This is a genomic window from Kribbella amoyensis (assembly GCF_007828865.1).
Taxonomy (GTDB): domain Bacteria; phylum Actinomycetota; class Actinomycetes; order Propionibacteriales; family Kribbellaceae; genus Kribbella; species Kribbella amoyensis.
In genome coordinates this window covers 3,885,147-3,899,013 of record NZ_VIVK01000001.1, presented here as the reverse complement: position 1 = coordinate 3,899,013, position 13,867 = coordinate 3,885,147, and the positions used below count along the sequence as shown (strand labels likewise).

The 13,867-nt window shown below is 69.8% G+C and carries 11 protein-coding genes; 5 read left to right on the top strand and 6 right to left on the bottom strand.

The features are described 5' to 3' along the window. Positions 1-4: 4 nt before the first annotated feature. Together FB561_RS18450 and FB561_RS18445 are read right to left on the bottom strand one after the other, a co-directional pair. A complete protein-coding gene (locus FB561_RS18450; protein ID WP_238334891.1) occupies positions 5-883 on the bottom strand; it encodes a carbohydrate ABC transporter permease in 879 nt (292 codons plus the stop codon). Next, a complete protein-coding gene (locus FB561_RS18445) occupies positions 873-1,844 on the bottom strand; it encodes a carbohydrate ABC transporter permease (RefSeq protein ID WP_202880656.1) in 972 nt (323 codons plus the stop codon). The genes FB561_RS18450 and FB561_RS18445 overlap by 11 nt, the downstream gene beginning before the upstream one ends. Before the next feature lie 622 nt (positions 1,845-2,466). Here FB561_RS18445 and FB561_RS18440 point away from each other — a divergent pair. Then, positions 2,467-3,477, top strand: a complete 1,011-nt coding sequence (locus FB561_RS18440) for a LacI family DNA-binding transcriptional regulator (RefSeq protein ID WP_145808299.1) — start codon at positions 2,467-2,469, stop codon at positions 3,475-3,477. An 890-nt stretch (positions 3,478-4,367) separates the two neighbouring features. Here the strand turns inward: FB561_RS18440 and FB561_RS18435 are convergent. Next, positions 4,368-4,862 (bottom strand): DinB family protein, encoded by a 495-nt coding sequence (locus tag FB561_RS18435; protein ID WP_145808297.1) that lies wholly within the window; start codon positions 4,860-4,862, stop codon positions 4,368-4,370. A 454-nt stretch (positions 4,863-5,316) separates the two neighbouring features. Here FB561_RS18435 and FB561_RS18430 point away from each other — a divergent pair, with 454 nt between their 5' ends. Beyond that, complete coding sequence (locus tag FB561_RS18430; RefSeq protein ID WP_170284701.1) at positions 5,317-5,841, top strand: hypothetical protein; 525 nt, start codon at positions 5,317-5,319, stop codon at positions 5,839-5,841. A 497-nt stretch (positions 5,842-6,338) separates the two neighbouring features. Here the strand turns inward: FB561_RS18430 and FB561_RS18425 are convergent, their stop codons facing one another. Beyond that, complete coding sequence (locus tag FB561_RS18425; RefSeq protein ID WP_145808293.1) at positions 6,339-7,847, bottom strand: HNH endonuclease signature motif containing protein; 1,509 nt, start codon at positions 7,845-7,847, stop codon at positions 6,339-6,341. Positions 7,848-7,932: 85 nt separating this feature from the next. Further along, positions 7,933-8,757, bottom strand: a complete 825-nt coding sequence (locus FB561_RS18420; RefSeq protein WP_145808292.1) for an oxidoreductase — start codon at positions 8,755-8,757, stop codon at positions 7,933-7,935. Between the two features lie 205 nt (positions 8,758-8,962). Here FB561_RS18420 and FB561_RS18415 point away from each other — a divergent pair, with 205 nt between their 5' ends. After that, on the top strand, positions 8,963-9,658 hold the full coding sequence (locus FB561_RS18415) for a DUF4386 family protein (RefSeq protein WP_145808290.1): 696 nt from the start codon (positions 8,963-8,965) through the stop codon (positions 9,656-9,658). Between the two features lie 12 nt (positions 9,659-9,670). Here FB561_RS18415 and FB561_RS18410 read toward each other — a convergent pair whose 3' ends face one another. Next, entirely contained in the window at positions 9,671-11,437 is a 1,767-nt protein-coding gene (locus FB561_RS18410; protein ID WP_202880655.1) for an aminotransferase class V-fold PLP-dependent enzyme, read from the bottom strand. Positions 11,438-11,529: 92 nt separating this feature from the next. Here FB561_RS18410 and tenA point away from each other — a divergent pair, with 92 nt between their 5' ends. Beyond that, positions 11,530-12,195: a thiaminase II gene (gene tenA, locus FB561_RS18405; protein ID WP_145808288.1), complete on the top strand. Its 666-nt coding sequence runs from the start codon at positions 11,530-11,532 to the stop codon at positions 12,193-12,195. Then, positions 12,195-13,760, top strand: a complete 1,566-nt coding sequence (locus FB561_RS18400) for a phytoene desaturase family protein (protein WP_145808286.1) — start codon at positions 12,195-12,197, stop codon at positions 13,758-13,760. The genes tenA and FB561_RS18400 overlap by 1 nt, the downstream gene beginning before the upstream one ends. Positions 13,761-13,867: the final 107 nt, after the last annotated feature.

Below are 13,867 nucleotides of genomic sequence, written 5' to 3'. Positions count from 1 at the left end.
GGGATCACTTGAGGCCGGTGGTCGCGATACCCCGGGTGAGGTAGCGCTGGCCGGCCAGGAAGAAGCCGAAGATCGGCACCAGGGCGACGATCGACATCGCGAACAGCGGGCCCCACGAGGTCTGGCCCTGCGCGTCCATGAACGAGCGCAGCGCCACCGGCACGGTGTACTTGTCCGGGTCGGTGAGGAAGATCAGCTGGCTGAAGAAGTCGTTCCAGGTCCAGATGAAGGTGAACACCGCCGACGTCGCCAGCGCCGGCAGGCACAACGGCAGCACGATCCGGCCGAAGATCCGGAAGTGCCCGCAGCCGTCCAGCCGGGCCGCCTCGTCCAGCTCACGGGGCAGGCCGCGGATGAACTGCACCATCAGGAACACGAAGAACGCGTCGTGCGCGAGGAACTTCGGCACCACCAGCGGCAGGATCGTGTTGATCCAGTCCAGCTTCGAGAACAACACGTACTGCGGCACGATCAGCACGTGCACCGGCAGCATGATCGTGCCGAGCATGAGGGCGAACCACAGCTTCTTCAGCGGGAACTCGACCCGGGCGAACGCGTACGCCGCGAGCGAGCAGCTGAGCAGGTTCCCGACGATCGCCAGCACCGCGATCAGCGCCGAGTTCAGCAGGTAGTGCTCGAACGGGTGCGCGAGCGCGCCCCAGCCCTCGGTGTAGTTGCGGAAACTCGCCTCGCTCGGGAACAGCCCGGGCTCGCGGAAGATCAGCTCGGTCGGCTTGAACGAGCTCGACACCATCCACAGCAGCGGGTACAGCATCACCAGGCCGAAGCCGATGATCAGCAGGTGCCGGGTGAACCGGCGGATCCGGTCGTCGGGCTGCGCGGGGCGGTCGGCCCGGCGCACCCGCAGCGTTTCACTCGTCACCGTAGAACACCCATCGCTTGGCGAACAGGAAGTTGAGCGCGGTCAGCGTCGCGATGATGACCAACAGCAGCCAGGCCATCGCGGACGCGTAGCCCATGTGGAAGGAGCCGAAGCCCTCCTCGTACAGGTAGAGCGTGAACAGCAGCGTCGAGTCCGCCGGGCCGCCGGAGCCGCCGCTGATCACGAACGCCTGGGTGAAACTCTGGAACGCGCCGATCACCTGCAGCACCAGGTTGAAGAAGATGATCGGGGTCAGCAGCGGCAGCGTGACGTGCACGAACACCCGCCACCTGCTCGCGCCGTCGACCGCGGCGGCCTCGTAGTACGAGGACGGGATCTGCCGCAGCCCGGCCAGGAAGATCACCATCGGCGCGCCGAACGTCCAGCCGTTGAGCAGCACCAGGGTGCCCAGCGCGAAGTCCGGATGCGCGATCCAGCTCTGGCCCTCGATCCCGACCTTGGCCAGGACGTCGTTCACCAGGCCGTCCTGGCCGAAGATCTGCCGCCACAGGATCGCGATCGACACGCTGCCGGCCAGCAGCGACGGCAGGTAGAACACCGAGCGGTAGAAGCTCAGGCCGCGGATCCCCTGGTTCAGCACGATCGCCAGCCCGAGCGCCATCACCAACTGCAGCGGCACCGAGATGAACACATACTGGAACGTCACCCACAACGACTTGTGCAGCCGGTCGTCGGACAGCATCTCGGCGAAGTTCGCCAGCCCGACCCACTCCGGTGGCTTGAGCAGCGAATAGTCGGTGAAGGCCAGGTACAGCGACGCCAGGATCGGCCCGATCGTGATCGCGACCAGGCCGACCAGCCAGGGCGCGAGGAACACGTAACCGGTGACCCCGTCGCGAACCCGCCGGCTGTACCGCGGCCGGTCGGCGCGATCGGGCCCCGGCGGCGCGGCCGTCTCGGGGGGAACTCGGCGGCGGAGCACGGTCGTCGTCCTGCTCACGCGACACCTCCTGATCGGATCTGCGCGCGGCCGGACATATCGAACAGCCCAGTTCGACCAGCTGGGTCGAACAGGCCGGATCGAACGGCCCAGGTCGAACGGGCCGAAGTCGAACAGGCCGAGACGATCGGTCCTGGTCGAACAGCCCGGGTCGAACTGGCCCGGCCGGCAGGCGAGGGAGCGGCCCTCGCCGTCGCGAGTAACCGGTTTCTAGCAGGCCGCTTTGAAACGTGTCAACGGTTCGGGCGGCGTTGGTTGAATCTTTCGCCAACGAAAGATTTCGGTGAGTGCGCGGCTGAGAGACCGGTTTCCCAGATCGCCGTCGCCGGGTTATGGTGACGAACCGGCAAGCTAGGTCGGCGACCAGCCGGCCCGAGAACGCCGGTCGTGCGTCAGCGGCATGCCACGGGGTCGCGATGCATCGCGGGGCCGCAATTCGTCACCGGGTGGCGGTGTGTCTCCGGGTGGCGGTGCATCGTCAGGTCGCTGTGTCGTCAGGTCGCTGTGTCGTCGGGTCGCTGCGTCGCCCGATCGCGGTGCATCGCCGGGTCGGCGGTGCGTCGCGGGGTCGCGCTGCGTTGTGGGGTTGCTGTGTTGTGGGGTCGAAGGGTGGGGAGTGGCGATGAGCGAGAACGGTCGGCCGACGGCCACCATCCGGCGGGTCGCGGAGGCCGCCGGCGTCTCCCGGGCGACCGTGTCCCGGGTGATGAACGGCCGCTCCACGGTCGCGCCGGAACTGGCCGCGCGGGTCCTCGAGGCCGCCCGCGCCCTCGACTACGCGCCGAGCCCGGTCGCCCGCAGTCTCGCGCTCGGCCGGACCGCGACGATCGCGCTGATCGTGCCGGATCTGGCCAACCCGATGTTCCAGGACGTACTCCGCGGCCTCAGCCAGGCCGCCGGCGAGGACGGCCACCGCCTGATCGTCGCCGAGTCGAACGAGAACGTGGCGAACGAGGAGGTCCTCGCGGTCGAAGCCCGGCGCCGCTGCGACGGCATCGTGCTCGCCTCACCCCGGCTCCCGACCGAAGACCTCGAACGGCTCGCGCCGTTGCTGAGCCCGCTGGTACTGATCAACCGCAAACTCCCCGGCACCGGCGTACCGTCGCTTTCGGTCGACCACGGCGCCGGCATCGGCGACCTGGTCGCCCACCTGCTGTCACTCGGCCATCGGCGGATCGCGTACCTGTCCGGTCCCTCAGCCAGCATCTCGAATCAGGACCGCGTCGACGCACTCCTCCGCCTGTCCGCGGAAGGCAGGGAGTTCGAGCTCGTCCAACTCGCCTGCGGCGCAACCTTCGAGAACGGCCACGCGATGGCGGGCGCCGTCGTCGAAACCGGCGCCACGGCCGTCGTCGCCTACAACGACATGGTCGCCTTCGGAGCCCTCAGCGGCCTCCACGAACTAGGCATCCCCATCCCGGGCCGCCTGTCCATCACCGGCTTCGACGACATCCCCTTCGCCCGCTACACAACCCCACCCCTCACCACCGCCGCCGTCCCCAAGAACGTCCTCGGCCACCAAGCCTGGACCCAACTCTCCAACCAACTCCACAACAACCCCACCCAGAACCAAGCCACCTTCCGCCCCCGCCTCCTGGTCCGAGGCAGCACCGGCCGAGCCCCCACCCCCTAACAAACCTCCAGACCGCAGCCCGAGGTGCGCCCTGCGGCTGATCCTCGGCTTTCGGCTGCACACCCGGCCGCCCGAGCAAGCATTCAGCCGATCCCCACCCCCACGGCCGACCCGCCTGACCATCCGACCCGAGCCGTACCTCCCGCCCGGCAGCACGTCTCCATGCGACCTCGTGACCTCGCTCTGAAGGCACGCTCGACCACCCGAGCCCGCGCGCTGCCGCACCTGCACCAGGTTGTCTTGTTGAGCAGCGCTCGCCCAACGTGGCCCGTCAACCCAAGCCTCGACATCACCCGGCCCGCTCAGTTGTCGGAGCCGCACTCACCAATCGATCCGCGCCCTCCATCCACACCCGTGGGCTAGCCCTTCAGCCACACCCCTCTGGCACGCAAGCGGAGCCTGCGCCCCCGGCGGGCCTCACCTCGCTGAGTGGCCGGGTACCCGACGCACCTCCTGCGTGCCTCAACTCCTGCCTCGGCGTACCACCTGCCTGCACACGCCCGTGCCCGACGTACTACCCGCGTGCGTACGTGCCCGCCCGGCGTACCACCTGCCTACACACGCCCGTGCCCGACGTACTACCCGCGTGCGTACGTGCCCGCCCGGCGTACCACCTACCTGCACACGTGCGTGCCCGACGTACTACCTGCGTGCGTAGGTGCCCGCCCGGCGGACTACCTGGATGCACTTGCGTGTCTAGCCGTATGTCGGGGCCGCGGAGGGGCGTTCCGGGCGGCCTGAGGCTGGCTAGCTGCTCAGTCGGTCAGTCGGTCAGTCGGTCAGTCGTGTGACCGTGCTGATCGTCGCCATGCGACACCCGGAGAGGGTGGTTCGCAGCGTGCTGCACGCGGATGGTGCTGGTCGTCGGTTTCGGTTGGATGGGTGGGCGGTCAGCGGCCGGTGGAGCCGTCGATCAGTTCACGCAGGATGTCGGCGTGGCCTGCGTGCCGGCCGGTTTCCTCGATCATGTGGGTGAGTGCCCACCGGAGGCTCGGTGCTTTCCGCCCTGGCTGGGAATGCGGAACCGGTGCGGCGAGATCGGTACAGGTGTCGAGTAGTTCGTTCACCTGATCAACCGTCTTCCGATAGCGAGCGACGACATCGTCCACGCTGTCCTCCGGTACGGCGTGGAACGTCGAGGGCCAGTCCTTCACATCGTCGCCGAGGAAGAGCCAGCTCTCGACGGCCGTCAGGTGATTGAGCAGGCCGAGCAGATTCGTCCCCGACTGCACAGCCGCGGCCCGCGCCTCCACCTCAGGCGCACCCTCGACCTTCCCGGCAACAGACGTCCGCAGGTAGTCGAGAAACCCACGCAACGTCTCGACCTCAGTCTGCCCAGTCCGCGGCGGCGGCGTATCCCGCCGACGACGAGTCCTACCCGGCATCCAACTCTCCTCGCTCCACGCTCACGCTGCGCTCGCCCACTCACCCGGCTGGTGCGCGGCGCTCACTCGTCCAGCCTCTGCGCTTGCTCTACCTGCGGCTCAGTCTCACCGCAATCCCCCGCAACCGCACGAATACTTGCGATTCCAGCAAACCATCGGCTGCGAGCTCGGCGAGCTGATCCCCGCCGGTCAGCGCCGGCACGACGGCTTGTCCGCCCGACGGCACGACGGCACGACCCGGCGGCACGACGGCTCGGCTCGGCGGGAGGCACGGCGGCACGGCGGCACGGCGGCACGGCGGCACGGCGGCAGATTTAACAAGGCCGCCCGGTCGCGATGGTGGTCGGGACCGTGGGCGCGACACCCGCGCGTCGCCGACCTCGCGAACGCGCCGCGGCCGACCTCGTGACGCCAAGGCGATGCCTGGGGCAACGCGCGAGAGCCGAAGAGGTGGTTGGGTGTCGGTGTGGAGTCTTTGATTGCCGTCCTGGGGACCTTGCTGGGCGCCATCGTGGGTGTTGCCGGTACCTATCTGACTCAACGGAGCTCCTACCGGCGCGAGTCGGAGGAACGGCTGGCTACTGCTCGGCGGCATGCGTACGTCGACTTTCTTACTGCTGTTCACGACCTCTACACCCAGGTCGTCGAGCTGCGCCGGGTGCATCGGGAGGATGGCAGGACGCGGCAGGAAACCGTCGCCGAAGTTCGGCTCTTGTCAGCGCGGGAGGCGCAGGCTCGGCTGGAGAGTCTTCGGTTGCTGGCCAGTGAGCTGCCGGCGTCGCGGGCTGCCGCGTTGTGGGATCACCTCCGAGGTGACGGTTTGATGCGGGGGCAGGATCTCGAGGGACAACGGTTCCGGGCGTGGCGCGATACCTACTGGCTCTCGCGTCGGCGATTCATCGACGCCGCCCGCCTCGACACCGGTCTCGACGAACTCGACTGGTCCCAAGCCGCCGCCGGCCCGTCCCGGTCCGCCTAGCGCACGTGAACGTCCCGGTCCGTGCAGCGCACGTAAACCGTCCCGGTCCGTGTAGCGCACGGGAACCAGCCCGGTCGTGTCGCGCGCCTGGACCAGCCCGGTCCGGCCAGCGCACGTCAGCTCAGCAGGCCGCTCAGGTGGGATCGCCCTCTGCGGCCGAGTTCAGTGCGCTGGGCAACCAACAGCTCCGGCCAGGACGGATCCTGGCCAGTTCAGGTCCGGGTGAGTTGGAGTCTGGTCTGTTCAGGCTGTGGTGGGTTCGACGGGCTGCGGCAAGTGGCTCGCACGCGCTCGCCGGGGCCGGGAACACGCCGGACTGGTCGGGTTGGATCCGGCGAACTCCTTGGTCGGGGTCTGAGCGGCTTGTTGGAGGTGCCGGTGCTGGGTGCCTCCTGCCGGGTGGTTGCTTCCCGGCGTGGGGATTGCTCGGGCGCGGTGGGCAGGGTGGAGCGTGCGGCCGGCTCGGGGCGGGCGGTGCCGAGGGTCGCGTTGGGTGGTCAGGGTGTTGTGGGTGGGGGTGGTCTTGGGGGTTTGGTGCGGGTGGGCGGGCGGTTCCGGTGGGCTGGGTGGCTGGTTGCCGTCGCAGTGGTGGCGGCGGTTGTGGCGGCAGGCCGGCGGTTCGCGGCGGGGCGCGGGTTGGCCGTGTCCCTGCGACCGCCGGTGGGGCGTGCGTTCGCGGTGGGGCGCGAGGCGGCCGTGCGGTTGGTACCGCCGGTGGGGCTCGCGTTGGCGGTGGGGCGTGGGGTGGCCGTGCTCGTCTCACCGGCCGCGGGTTGTCGGTTGGCGGTCGGTTGTGGGGTGGGTGGGCGGTTTGGTGCTGGGGTTGTGGGGGTTGTCCAGGGGCCGGTGGTTGCTCGGGGGCGGCCTTGGTGCATTTCCAGGATGTAGTTGCCGCGGTGGACTTGGTGGTGGTCCTGCTTGCAGAGCAGGGCGAGGTTGGTGAGGGCTGTCTTGCCGCCGTTGGCCCAGTGGATCAGGTGATGAGCCTCGCACATGGCTGGTGGGGCGCCGCAGATCACGCAGCCGCGGTCGCGGGCGTTGAGGGCTTGGCGGAGGGCCGGGGTGACGAAGCGGTGCTGGGTACCGAGGTCGAGGGGTTCGGAGTTCGCGCCGAGGACGAGCGGGATGATGCCGGCGTCGCAGGCCAGGCGACGGACTGCTGCTGCCGAGAGGGTGTTGCCGTGGGCAAGGTCGCCTGTACCGGTGCCGCTGATCAGGTCGTCCAGGCTGATCGTCACGGTCACATGCGGGCGGATGCCGCCGTGGGAGGGGACGGCTGTACCGGTCGCGGCGGCCGTCGTGAGGATTGCGGTCAGGGCGTCGGCCTGGCGCTTACCGCGGGAGCGGGGATCGCGGCGGCCCTCCGGGGTCTGGTGGGGTTTGGCGCCGGCGAAGATCAGCGTTTGCAGGAGCTCGCCGTTGTCGCCGGCCAGGTAGCCGCCGAATTCGATGCCGAGGGCCCCTGGTTTGAGCCAGAGGTCCTCGGCGTCGTGGGCGCGGTCCTCGTCCGGCTCGCGGCCGTCCGGGTCGAGGGTGTCGCGGACCTTGCGGCCGAGGCGGCGGAGGTCGGCCGGGTTCAGGACGGCGGCGGCCTTCACCAGCTCGGATTCGGCGACGCGCAGGGTTTCCACCGGAACCTTCGCGGCCGTCGGCACCTTCTCCAACGCCGCCACGATCGCCTCCCCCTGCGCAGGATGGAGCTCCCCAGGACCAAGGTCAGCGTCAGCAGAAGGCAACGCGGCCCGAACCGCGTCGTACTTGGGCAACGCCAGCGCGAACCGGAGATCCCGCCGGACCTCCCGAGGATCCAGCCGATGCCGCGTCGCGATCAAGGTGGCAGTGTCGCGCGCACCGACCTCGGCTGCGTGACCGCGGGAATCCAGCTCGGCCAGAAGCTCCAGCCGGTACGTCTGCAGCCGGGCGATCTCGGCTTGCACGGCGTCGAGCGTGGACAGCAACTCGCCGCCACTCATCGACCAGCCCGGCCGCCCGCAGATCCCCTTCATGCCGACCAAGCTAACCAAGCCCACCGACAGTTCCTGCCCGAAAACCCCTTCCCAGCAAAGGATTCCGCGAATTGTCCGATTCCGGTCAGTAGTCCGTGCTCAAGGTGAGCTTGCTCCATCGGTCGATCTCCGCGCGCTCCGCCTCCAGTACGCCGGTTACCGCCCCAAGGGCATCGGACCCGAGCAACAAGAACGCAGGCAGCTCACCTGATTCGACAGCTGTGATGATCGCCGCTGCGGCCTTGGCCGGGTCCCCTGGTTGCGTGCCGTGGACGGTGTCGTTCTCCTTGCGCCGTGGGCCGGCCGTGGCCGCGTAGTCGGCCAGCGCCTCGGCCGACTGGGTCAGCGAGCGCCCGGCGAAGTCGGTACGGAAGCCACCCGGTTCCACCACGGTGACCGTGAGGCCGAGCGGCTCGACCTCCTTGCGCAGGGAGCCCGACATCCCTTCCAGGGCAGCCTTCGAGGCGGCGTAGTACCCCGAGCCAGGCGGGCAGATCCGGGCCCCTATCGAGGACACGTTCACGATCGCCCCGGTACGCCGTGCGCGCATCCCCGGCAGGACCGCCTTGATCACGGCCACGGCACCGAAGAAGTTCGTCGCGAACAACTGCTCGACGTCGGCCTCGTCCGCCTCCTCGACGGCCGCGCGGTACCCGTAGCCGGCGTTGTTCACCAGCACGTCCACCCCGCCGAACCGCGACTCCGCCTGCGACACCGTGGCCGCGATCTGGCCGCGGTCGGTCACGTCGAGCGGCAACGCCAGGGCTGTCTCCGGGTACTCTGCGGCCAGGCTGGCGAGCGTACCGGCGTCGCGGGCCGTGACGACCGCCTGGTGGCCGGCCGCGAGGACCGCTTCGGCGAGGGCGCGACCCAGGCCGGTGGAACAGCCGGTGATCAACCACGTGCTCATGTTTCGGGGTCCTTCCGATCCGGGACGATGCGACGGCACCAGCCAACCAGCCACCCCGGGCGGCCGGGAGTACCCACCCTTCCCGGTACTGCCAGACCCCCTCAGGAGCACCCCGAAATCGGCTCTTGACGGCGGCCGGGAACGGCGGAACATCGGCAGTAAGGGCGTCACTCGGGTTGTGACGCGTTGGCTGGAGGTGTTCCCCATGATCGAGCGACATGAGTTGCGGTGGGGCGGTATCGCCGGGTTGGCGTTCGTCGTCCTGGCCCTGCTCGGGAAGTTCCTGCCCGGCACCGCGCCGGGCGTCGACGAGCCGGCGGACGCGATCAGGAACTACCTGGTCGACGGCCGCGCCTCGATCCTCACCGGGGCGCTGCTGTGGAGCGCCGCGGCCGGGTTGATCATCTGGTTCGCGGCCGCCTTCGCCGAGGCGCTGCGGGAACGGGACGAGCGCAGCGACCTGCACATGGCCGTGCTGGCCGGGTCGGTCCTGGTCGGCGCCGCCATCTTCGTGAACGCGGCGGCGAGCGCGGCCGTGGCGTACGGCGTCGAGAACCGGCAGCCCGCGATGACGGTGATGATGTACCAGTGGTCGGCCGTCATCACCACGCTGATCGGATTCGCCGCGGTCCTGCCGCTCGCGGCCGCCGGGCTCGGGGTACTGCGGACCCGCCTGATGCCGAACTGGCTCGGGTACCTCGCGCTGGGTGCGGCCGTGGTGTCGTTCGCCGGTGCGTTCGGGGTGTTCGAGACCGACGGGACGTTCGCGGCCGGTGGCACCCTGATGACCACGGTGCCGCTGCTGGTGGCCGCCGTCTGGATCACCTGCGCCAGCGCGTACATGGTCCGCGAGCAGCTGCCCGAGATCAGGACCGGCGAGGCGGCGATGCCCCAGACGTAGAAGCCAGCAGACTCAGCGGACGACCGGGGCCAGGCAGCTGCTCGGCAGGTCGAACCAGCGCAGGTGGTCGAACTCGCTGTTGACGTGGCCCTCGGCCTCGGTCCCCGCGTACCGGCACGCGGCCAGCAGGTCGCGGGCCTCGGCCAGGTACTCCCGCAACGCCGACTCCGGCGCGGTCGCCCCGTGCCGCGGGTACCGGAGGCTGCCGTCGGCGTCGTACCCGACCTGGGACAGCCGCAGCGGCGGTTCGACCGGACCACGGTGGTGCCGCCACAGGCCGTTGGACGGGTCGAACCGGTAGTCGCCGAGCAGCCGCCAGCCGTGCCGCGCGACCAGCTGGACCGCCTCGACGACGTAGGCGAACACGGCCTCGGAGATGAAGTAGTTGAAGTTCACCCGGACCCAGCCCGGCTTGATCCCCTCACACCCGTGCTCGATCTCCTCGGCGAACTCGTGCGACCGTTCCAGGTCGATGCCGAGCAGGGTGTGCCCGTACGGACCCGCGCACGAGCAGCCGCCGCGGGACTGGATCCCGAACAGGTCGTTCAGCACCGCGACGACGAAGTTGTGGTGCAGGTAGCGCCCGGACGGTGCCTTCACCACGAACGACACGATCGACAGCCGCTCGGAGTCCAGGTTGCCGAGGATCTCCAGGTTCGGCTCCTGCTTCCACGCGGCCACGGCGCGGCGCAGGTACGCGTCCTCGTGCGCCCGGATCACGTCAATCCCGACCGCCTGCTTCAGCTGGAACACCAGGCCGGCCCGGATCGACCCGATGATCGCGGGCGTGCCGCCTTCCTCGCGATGGACGGGGTCGTCGAGGTACCGGTGCTCGATCGGATTCACGTACGCCACCGTGCCGCCACCCGGTACGTCGGGGACGCGGTTGCGCAACAACTCCCGCCGGGCCACCAGGACCCCGGGCGTCCCGGGACCACCGATGAACTTGTGCGGACTGAGGAAGATCGCGTCCTTGTACGCCAGCGGGTCCCGGTCGCGACCGCCGTACATGTCGATCTCCACGTACGGCGCGGCCGCGGCGAAGTCCCAGAACGACAACGCGCCGTACCGGTGCAGCAGCGCCGAGACACGGTGGGTGTTGCTGACGATCCCGGTGACGTTGCTGGCGGCCGAGAAGGAGCCGATCTTCAGCGGCCGGGCGGCGTACTCGGTCAGCTTCGCCTCGAGCATCGGGATGTCGATGTGCCCGTCGGAGTCCTGCCCGATCAGCACCACGTCGGCGATGGACTCGCGCCAGGGCAGTTCGTTCGAGTGGTGCTCGTACGGCCCGATGAAGACGACCGGGCGGTCCTGCGGCGGGATCTGGTCGCGGAAGTGGTACCGGTCGTCGAGCTCGGCCGGGATCCGCAGCCCGAGCACGCCGATCAGCTTGTCGATCGCGCCGGTCGCCCCGGAGCCGCAGAAGATCACCGCGGTCTCGTCGTCGCCGCCGACGCTGTCGTGGATGATCCGGCGGGCGTCTTCGCGCAACCGGGTGGTCTGCAGCCCGGTCCCGCTCGACTCGGTGTGGGTGTTCGCGTACCGCGGCAGCACCTCGGCGCGGAGGAAGTCCTCGAGGAACGTCAGCGCCCGGCCGCTCGCGGTGTAGTCGGCGTAGGTGACCCGGCGCGGTCCGTACGGCCCGGGCATCACCTGGTCGTCGCCGATCACGGAGGCCCGGATCCGGCGCAACAGGGGCGTGTCCGGCGGCATGGTGGGACCCACGGTGACTGGACGCTCGGTGGTCGCCGGGTCGACGGCGGCAGGACGCTCCCCCATGGTTCAGGGTAAGGCCGGGACGTGACTTTCGTCTCGTGGATCGCGCGCCCGGGCTCGTTAAGGTCGTCCCAGTCGAGCACGAGGAGCTGAGGATGACGTTTTCCGCCGACCTGTGGGAGCACGGCGCGGCCAAGGTGTACGAGGAGATCGTCCGGCATCCGTTCATCACCGGGCTGACCGACGGGACGCTCCCGCACGCGAAGTTCCGGTACTTCGTCATCCAGGACAGCCACTACCTGCGCGCGTACTCCCGCGCGCTCGCGCTGGTCGCCGCCCGCGCGACCGACGAGGACGCGGTCAGCATGTTCTGCCGGCACGCCGCAGAGGCGATCGACGTCGAGCGGGAACTGCACGCGTCTCTGCTCGGCTCCCTCGGACTCACCTCGGCCGACGTCGACACGGCCGGCTCGGGCCCGACGACCACGGCGTACATGTCGTACCTGACCGCGGTCTGCGCGACCGGTACGTACGCGGAGGCCGTCGCCGCCGTACTGCCCTGCTACTGGATCTACCGCGACGTCGGCCGCGCCCTGCTCGAGCGGTCGTCGCCGGACCCGCTCTACGCGCAGTGGATCGCGACGTACGGTTCCCCCGAGTTCGACGCGGTCGTAGAGTCGGTACTGGGGGTAACTAACCGGCTCGGCACCGAAGTCGGACCGGCCGAGCGGGATCGTTGCCTCCGGCACTTCTCCACCACCACCCGGTACGAGTGGATGTTCTGGGACGCCGCGTACCACGAACTGGAGTGGCCGGTCTGATGAGGGACTACTACGACGCCGTCATCGTGGGCGGCGGGCACAACGGTCTCGTCGCGGCCACGTACCTGGCCCGGGCCGGGCTGTCGACGCTGGTGCTCGAGCAGCAGCCGCACACGGGCGGCGCCGCGGTCAGCCAGCAGGTGTTCCCCGGCGTGGACGCGCGGCTGTCGCGGTACTCGTACCTGGTCAGCCTGCTCCCGGACAAGGTCGTGGCCGACCTCGGCCTGTCCCTCGACCTGCGGTCCCGCTCGGTCGCGTCGTACACCCCGGTCCACCGCGACGGCCGCGACCTCGGCCTGCTGGTCGAGCGGCCGGAGGGAGCCGCGACGCGTCGGTCGTTCGCGGCGCTGACCGGTAGCGACGCGGAGTACGACGCCTGGCAGTCGTTCTACGGAGCCGTCGGGGAGCTGGCTGGGGTGGTCGCGCCGACCTTGCTCGAGCCTCTGCAGTCTGCCGCTTCGCTGCGGCGGCGGGTGGACGCGGAATTGTGGGAGGAGCTCGTCGAGCGGCCGCTCGGGGAGACCGTCGAGCGCCGGTTCGCCGACGACACGGTCCGCGGCGTGGTCGCGACCGACGGCGTGATCGGTACGTTCGCCCGGTTGCAGGACGAGTCGCTGCTGCAGAACCGGTGCTTCCTGTACCACCTGATCGGCAACGGTACGGGCGAGTGGCGCGTCCCCGTCGGCGGCATGGGCGCGGTGACCGACGCGCTGCTCGCCGCGGCCCGGACGGCAGGCGCGTCGGTGGTGACCAACGCGGCCGTGTCCTCGGTCGAGGCCGACGGCCAACGCGGCTCGGTGACGTGGATGGGCGGTGACGGCGAGCGCTCGGTGGACTGCCGGTACGTCCTCGCGAACGTGGCCCCGTCCGTGCTCGACCGACTACGCGGTCGATCCGTTGGCGAAGGGCCGGAGGGTTCGCAGTTGAAGGTGAACCTGCTGCTCTCGCGACTCCCCCGGCTCAAGTCGGGCGACGACCCGCGGCGCGCGTTCGCGGGGACGTTCCACATCGACGAGGAGTACAGCCGCCTCGACACCGCGTACGCCGAGGCCGCGGCCGGCGCGCTGCCCACGGTCCCGCCCTCCGAGGTGTACTGCCACTCGCTGACCGACCCGACCATCCTCAGCCCGTCCCTGGTTGCCGCGGGCTACCACACCCTCACCGTCTTCGGCGTCCACTTCCCCGCCCGTTTGTTTGCCTCAGACAACGAAGCGGCCCGGGCCGAGTCCGTCCGCCGCGTCCTGGCCGGCCTGGACGCGTACCTGTCCGAACCCCTCGAGGACTGCATCGCCCGCGACGCCGACGGCGCCCCGTGCGTGGAGGCGAAGACGCCGTACGACATCGAGGCCTCGGTCGGGATGCCGGGCGGCCACATCTTCCACGGCGACCTCCAGTGGCCCTGGCTCGACGATCCCTCCGACGGCCTCTCGGCCCCCGAGCGCTGGGGCGTCGCGACCGATGTGGCGAACCTCATGATCTGCGGCTCCGGAGCCCGCCGAGGCGGCGCGGTCAGCGGCATAGCCGGCCACAACGCCGCCCAGGCCGTCCTCGAACAGCACCCCTGAAACCCCCGGCCCCGAGGGCCCGCCCCCGGCCCCCAGAACCGATTTCACATCTCCCCGAACACCCTGCTACGATCCTCATCGTTCGAAGGCACCACAACAGAACAAAA

What these genes read in the sequence shown, in the direction of transcription:
- FB561_RS18440 (WP_145808299.1), top strand. Translation starts at nt 2,467, where the DNA reads ATGAGCGAGAACGGTCGGCCGACGGCCACCATCCGGCGGGTCGCGGAG.
- FB561_RS18435 (WP_145808297.1), bottom strand. Translation starts at nt 4,862, where the DNA reads ATGCCGGGTAGGACTCGTCGTCGGCGGGATACGCCGCCGCCGCGGACT.
- FB561_RS18425 (WP_145808293.1), bottom strand. Translation starts at nt 7,847, where the DNA reads ATGAAGGGGATCTGCGGGCGGCCGGGCTGGTCGATGAGTGGCGGCGAG.
- FB561_RS18420 (WP_145808292.1), bottom strand. Translation starts at nt 8,757, where the DNA reads ATGAGCACGTGGTTGATCACCGGCTGTTCCACCGGCCTGGGTCGCGCC.
- FB561_RS18415 (WP_145808290.1), top strand. Translation starts at nt 8,963, where the DNA reads ATGATCGAGCGACATGAGTTGCGGTGGGGCGGTATCGCCGGGTTGGCG.
- FB561_RS18410 (WP_202880655.1), bottom strand. Translation starts at nt 11,437, where the DNA reads ATGGGGGAGCGTCCTGCCGCCGTCGACCCGGCGACCACCGAGCGTCCA.
- tenA (WP_145808288.1), top strand. Translation starts at nt 11,530, where the DNA reads ATGACGTTTTCCGCCGACCTGTGGGAGCACGGCGCGGCCAAGGTGTAC.
- FB561_RS18400 (WP_145808286.1), top strand. Translation starts at nt 12,195, where the DNA reads ATGAGGGACTACTACGACGCCGTCATCGTGGGCGGCGGGCACAACGGT.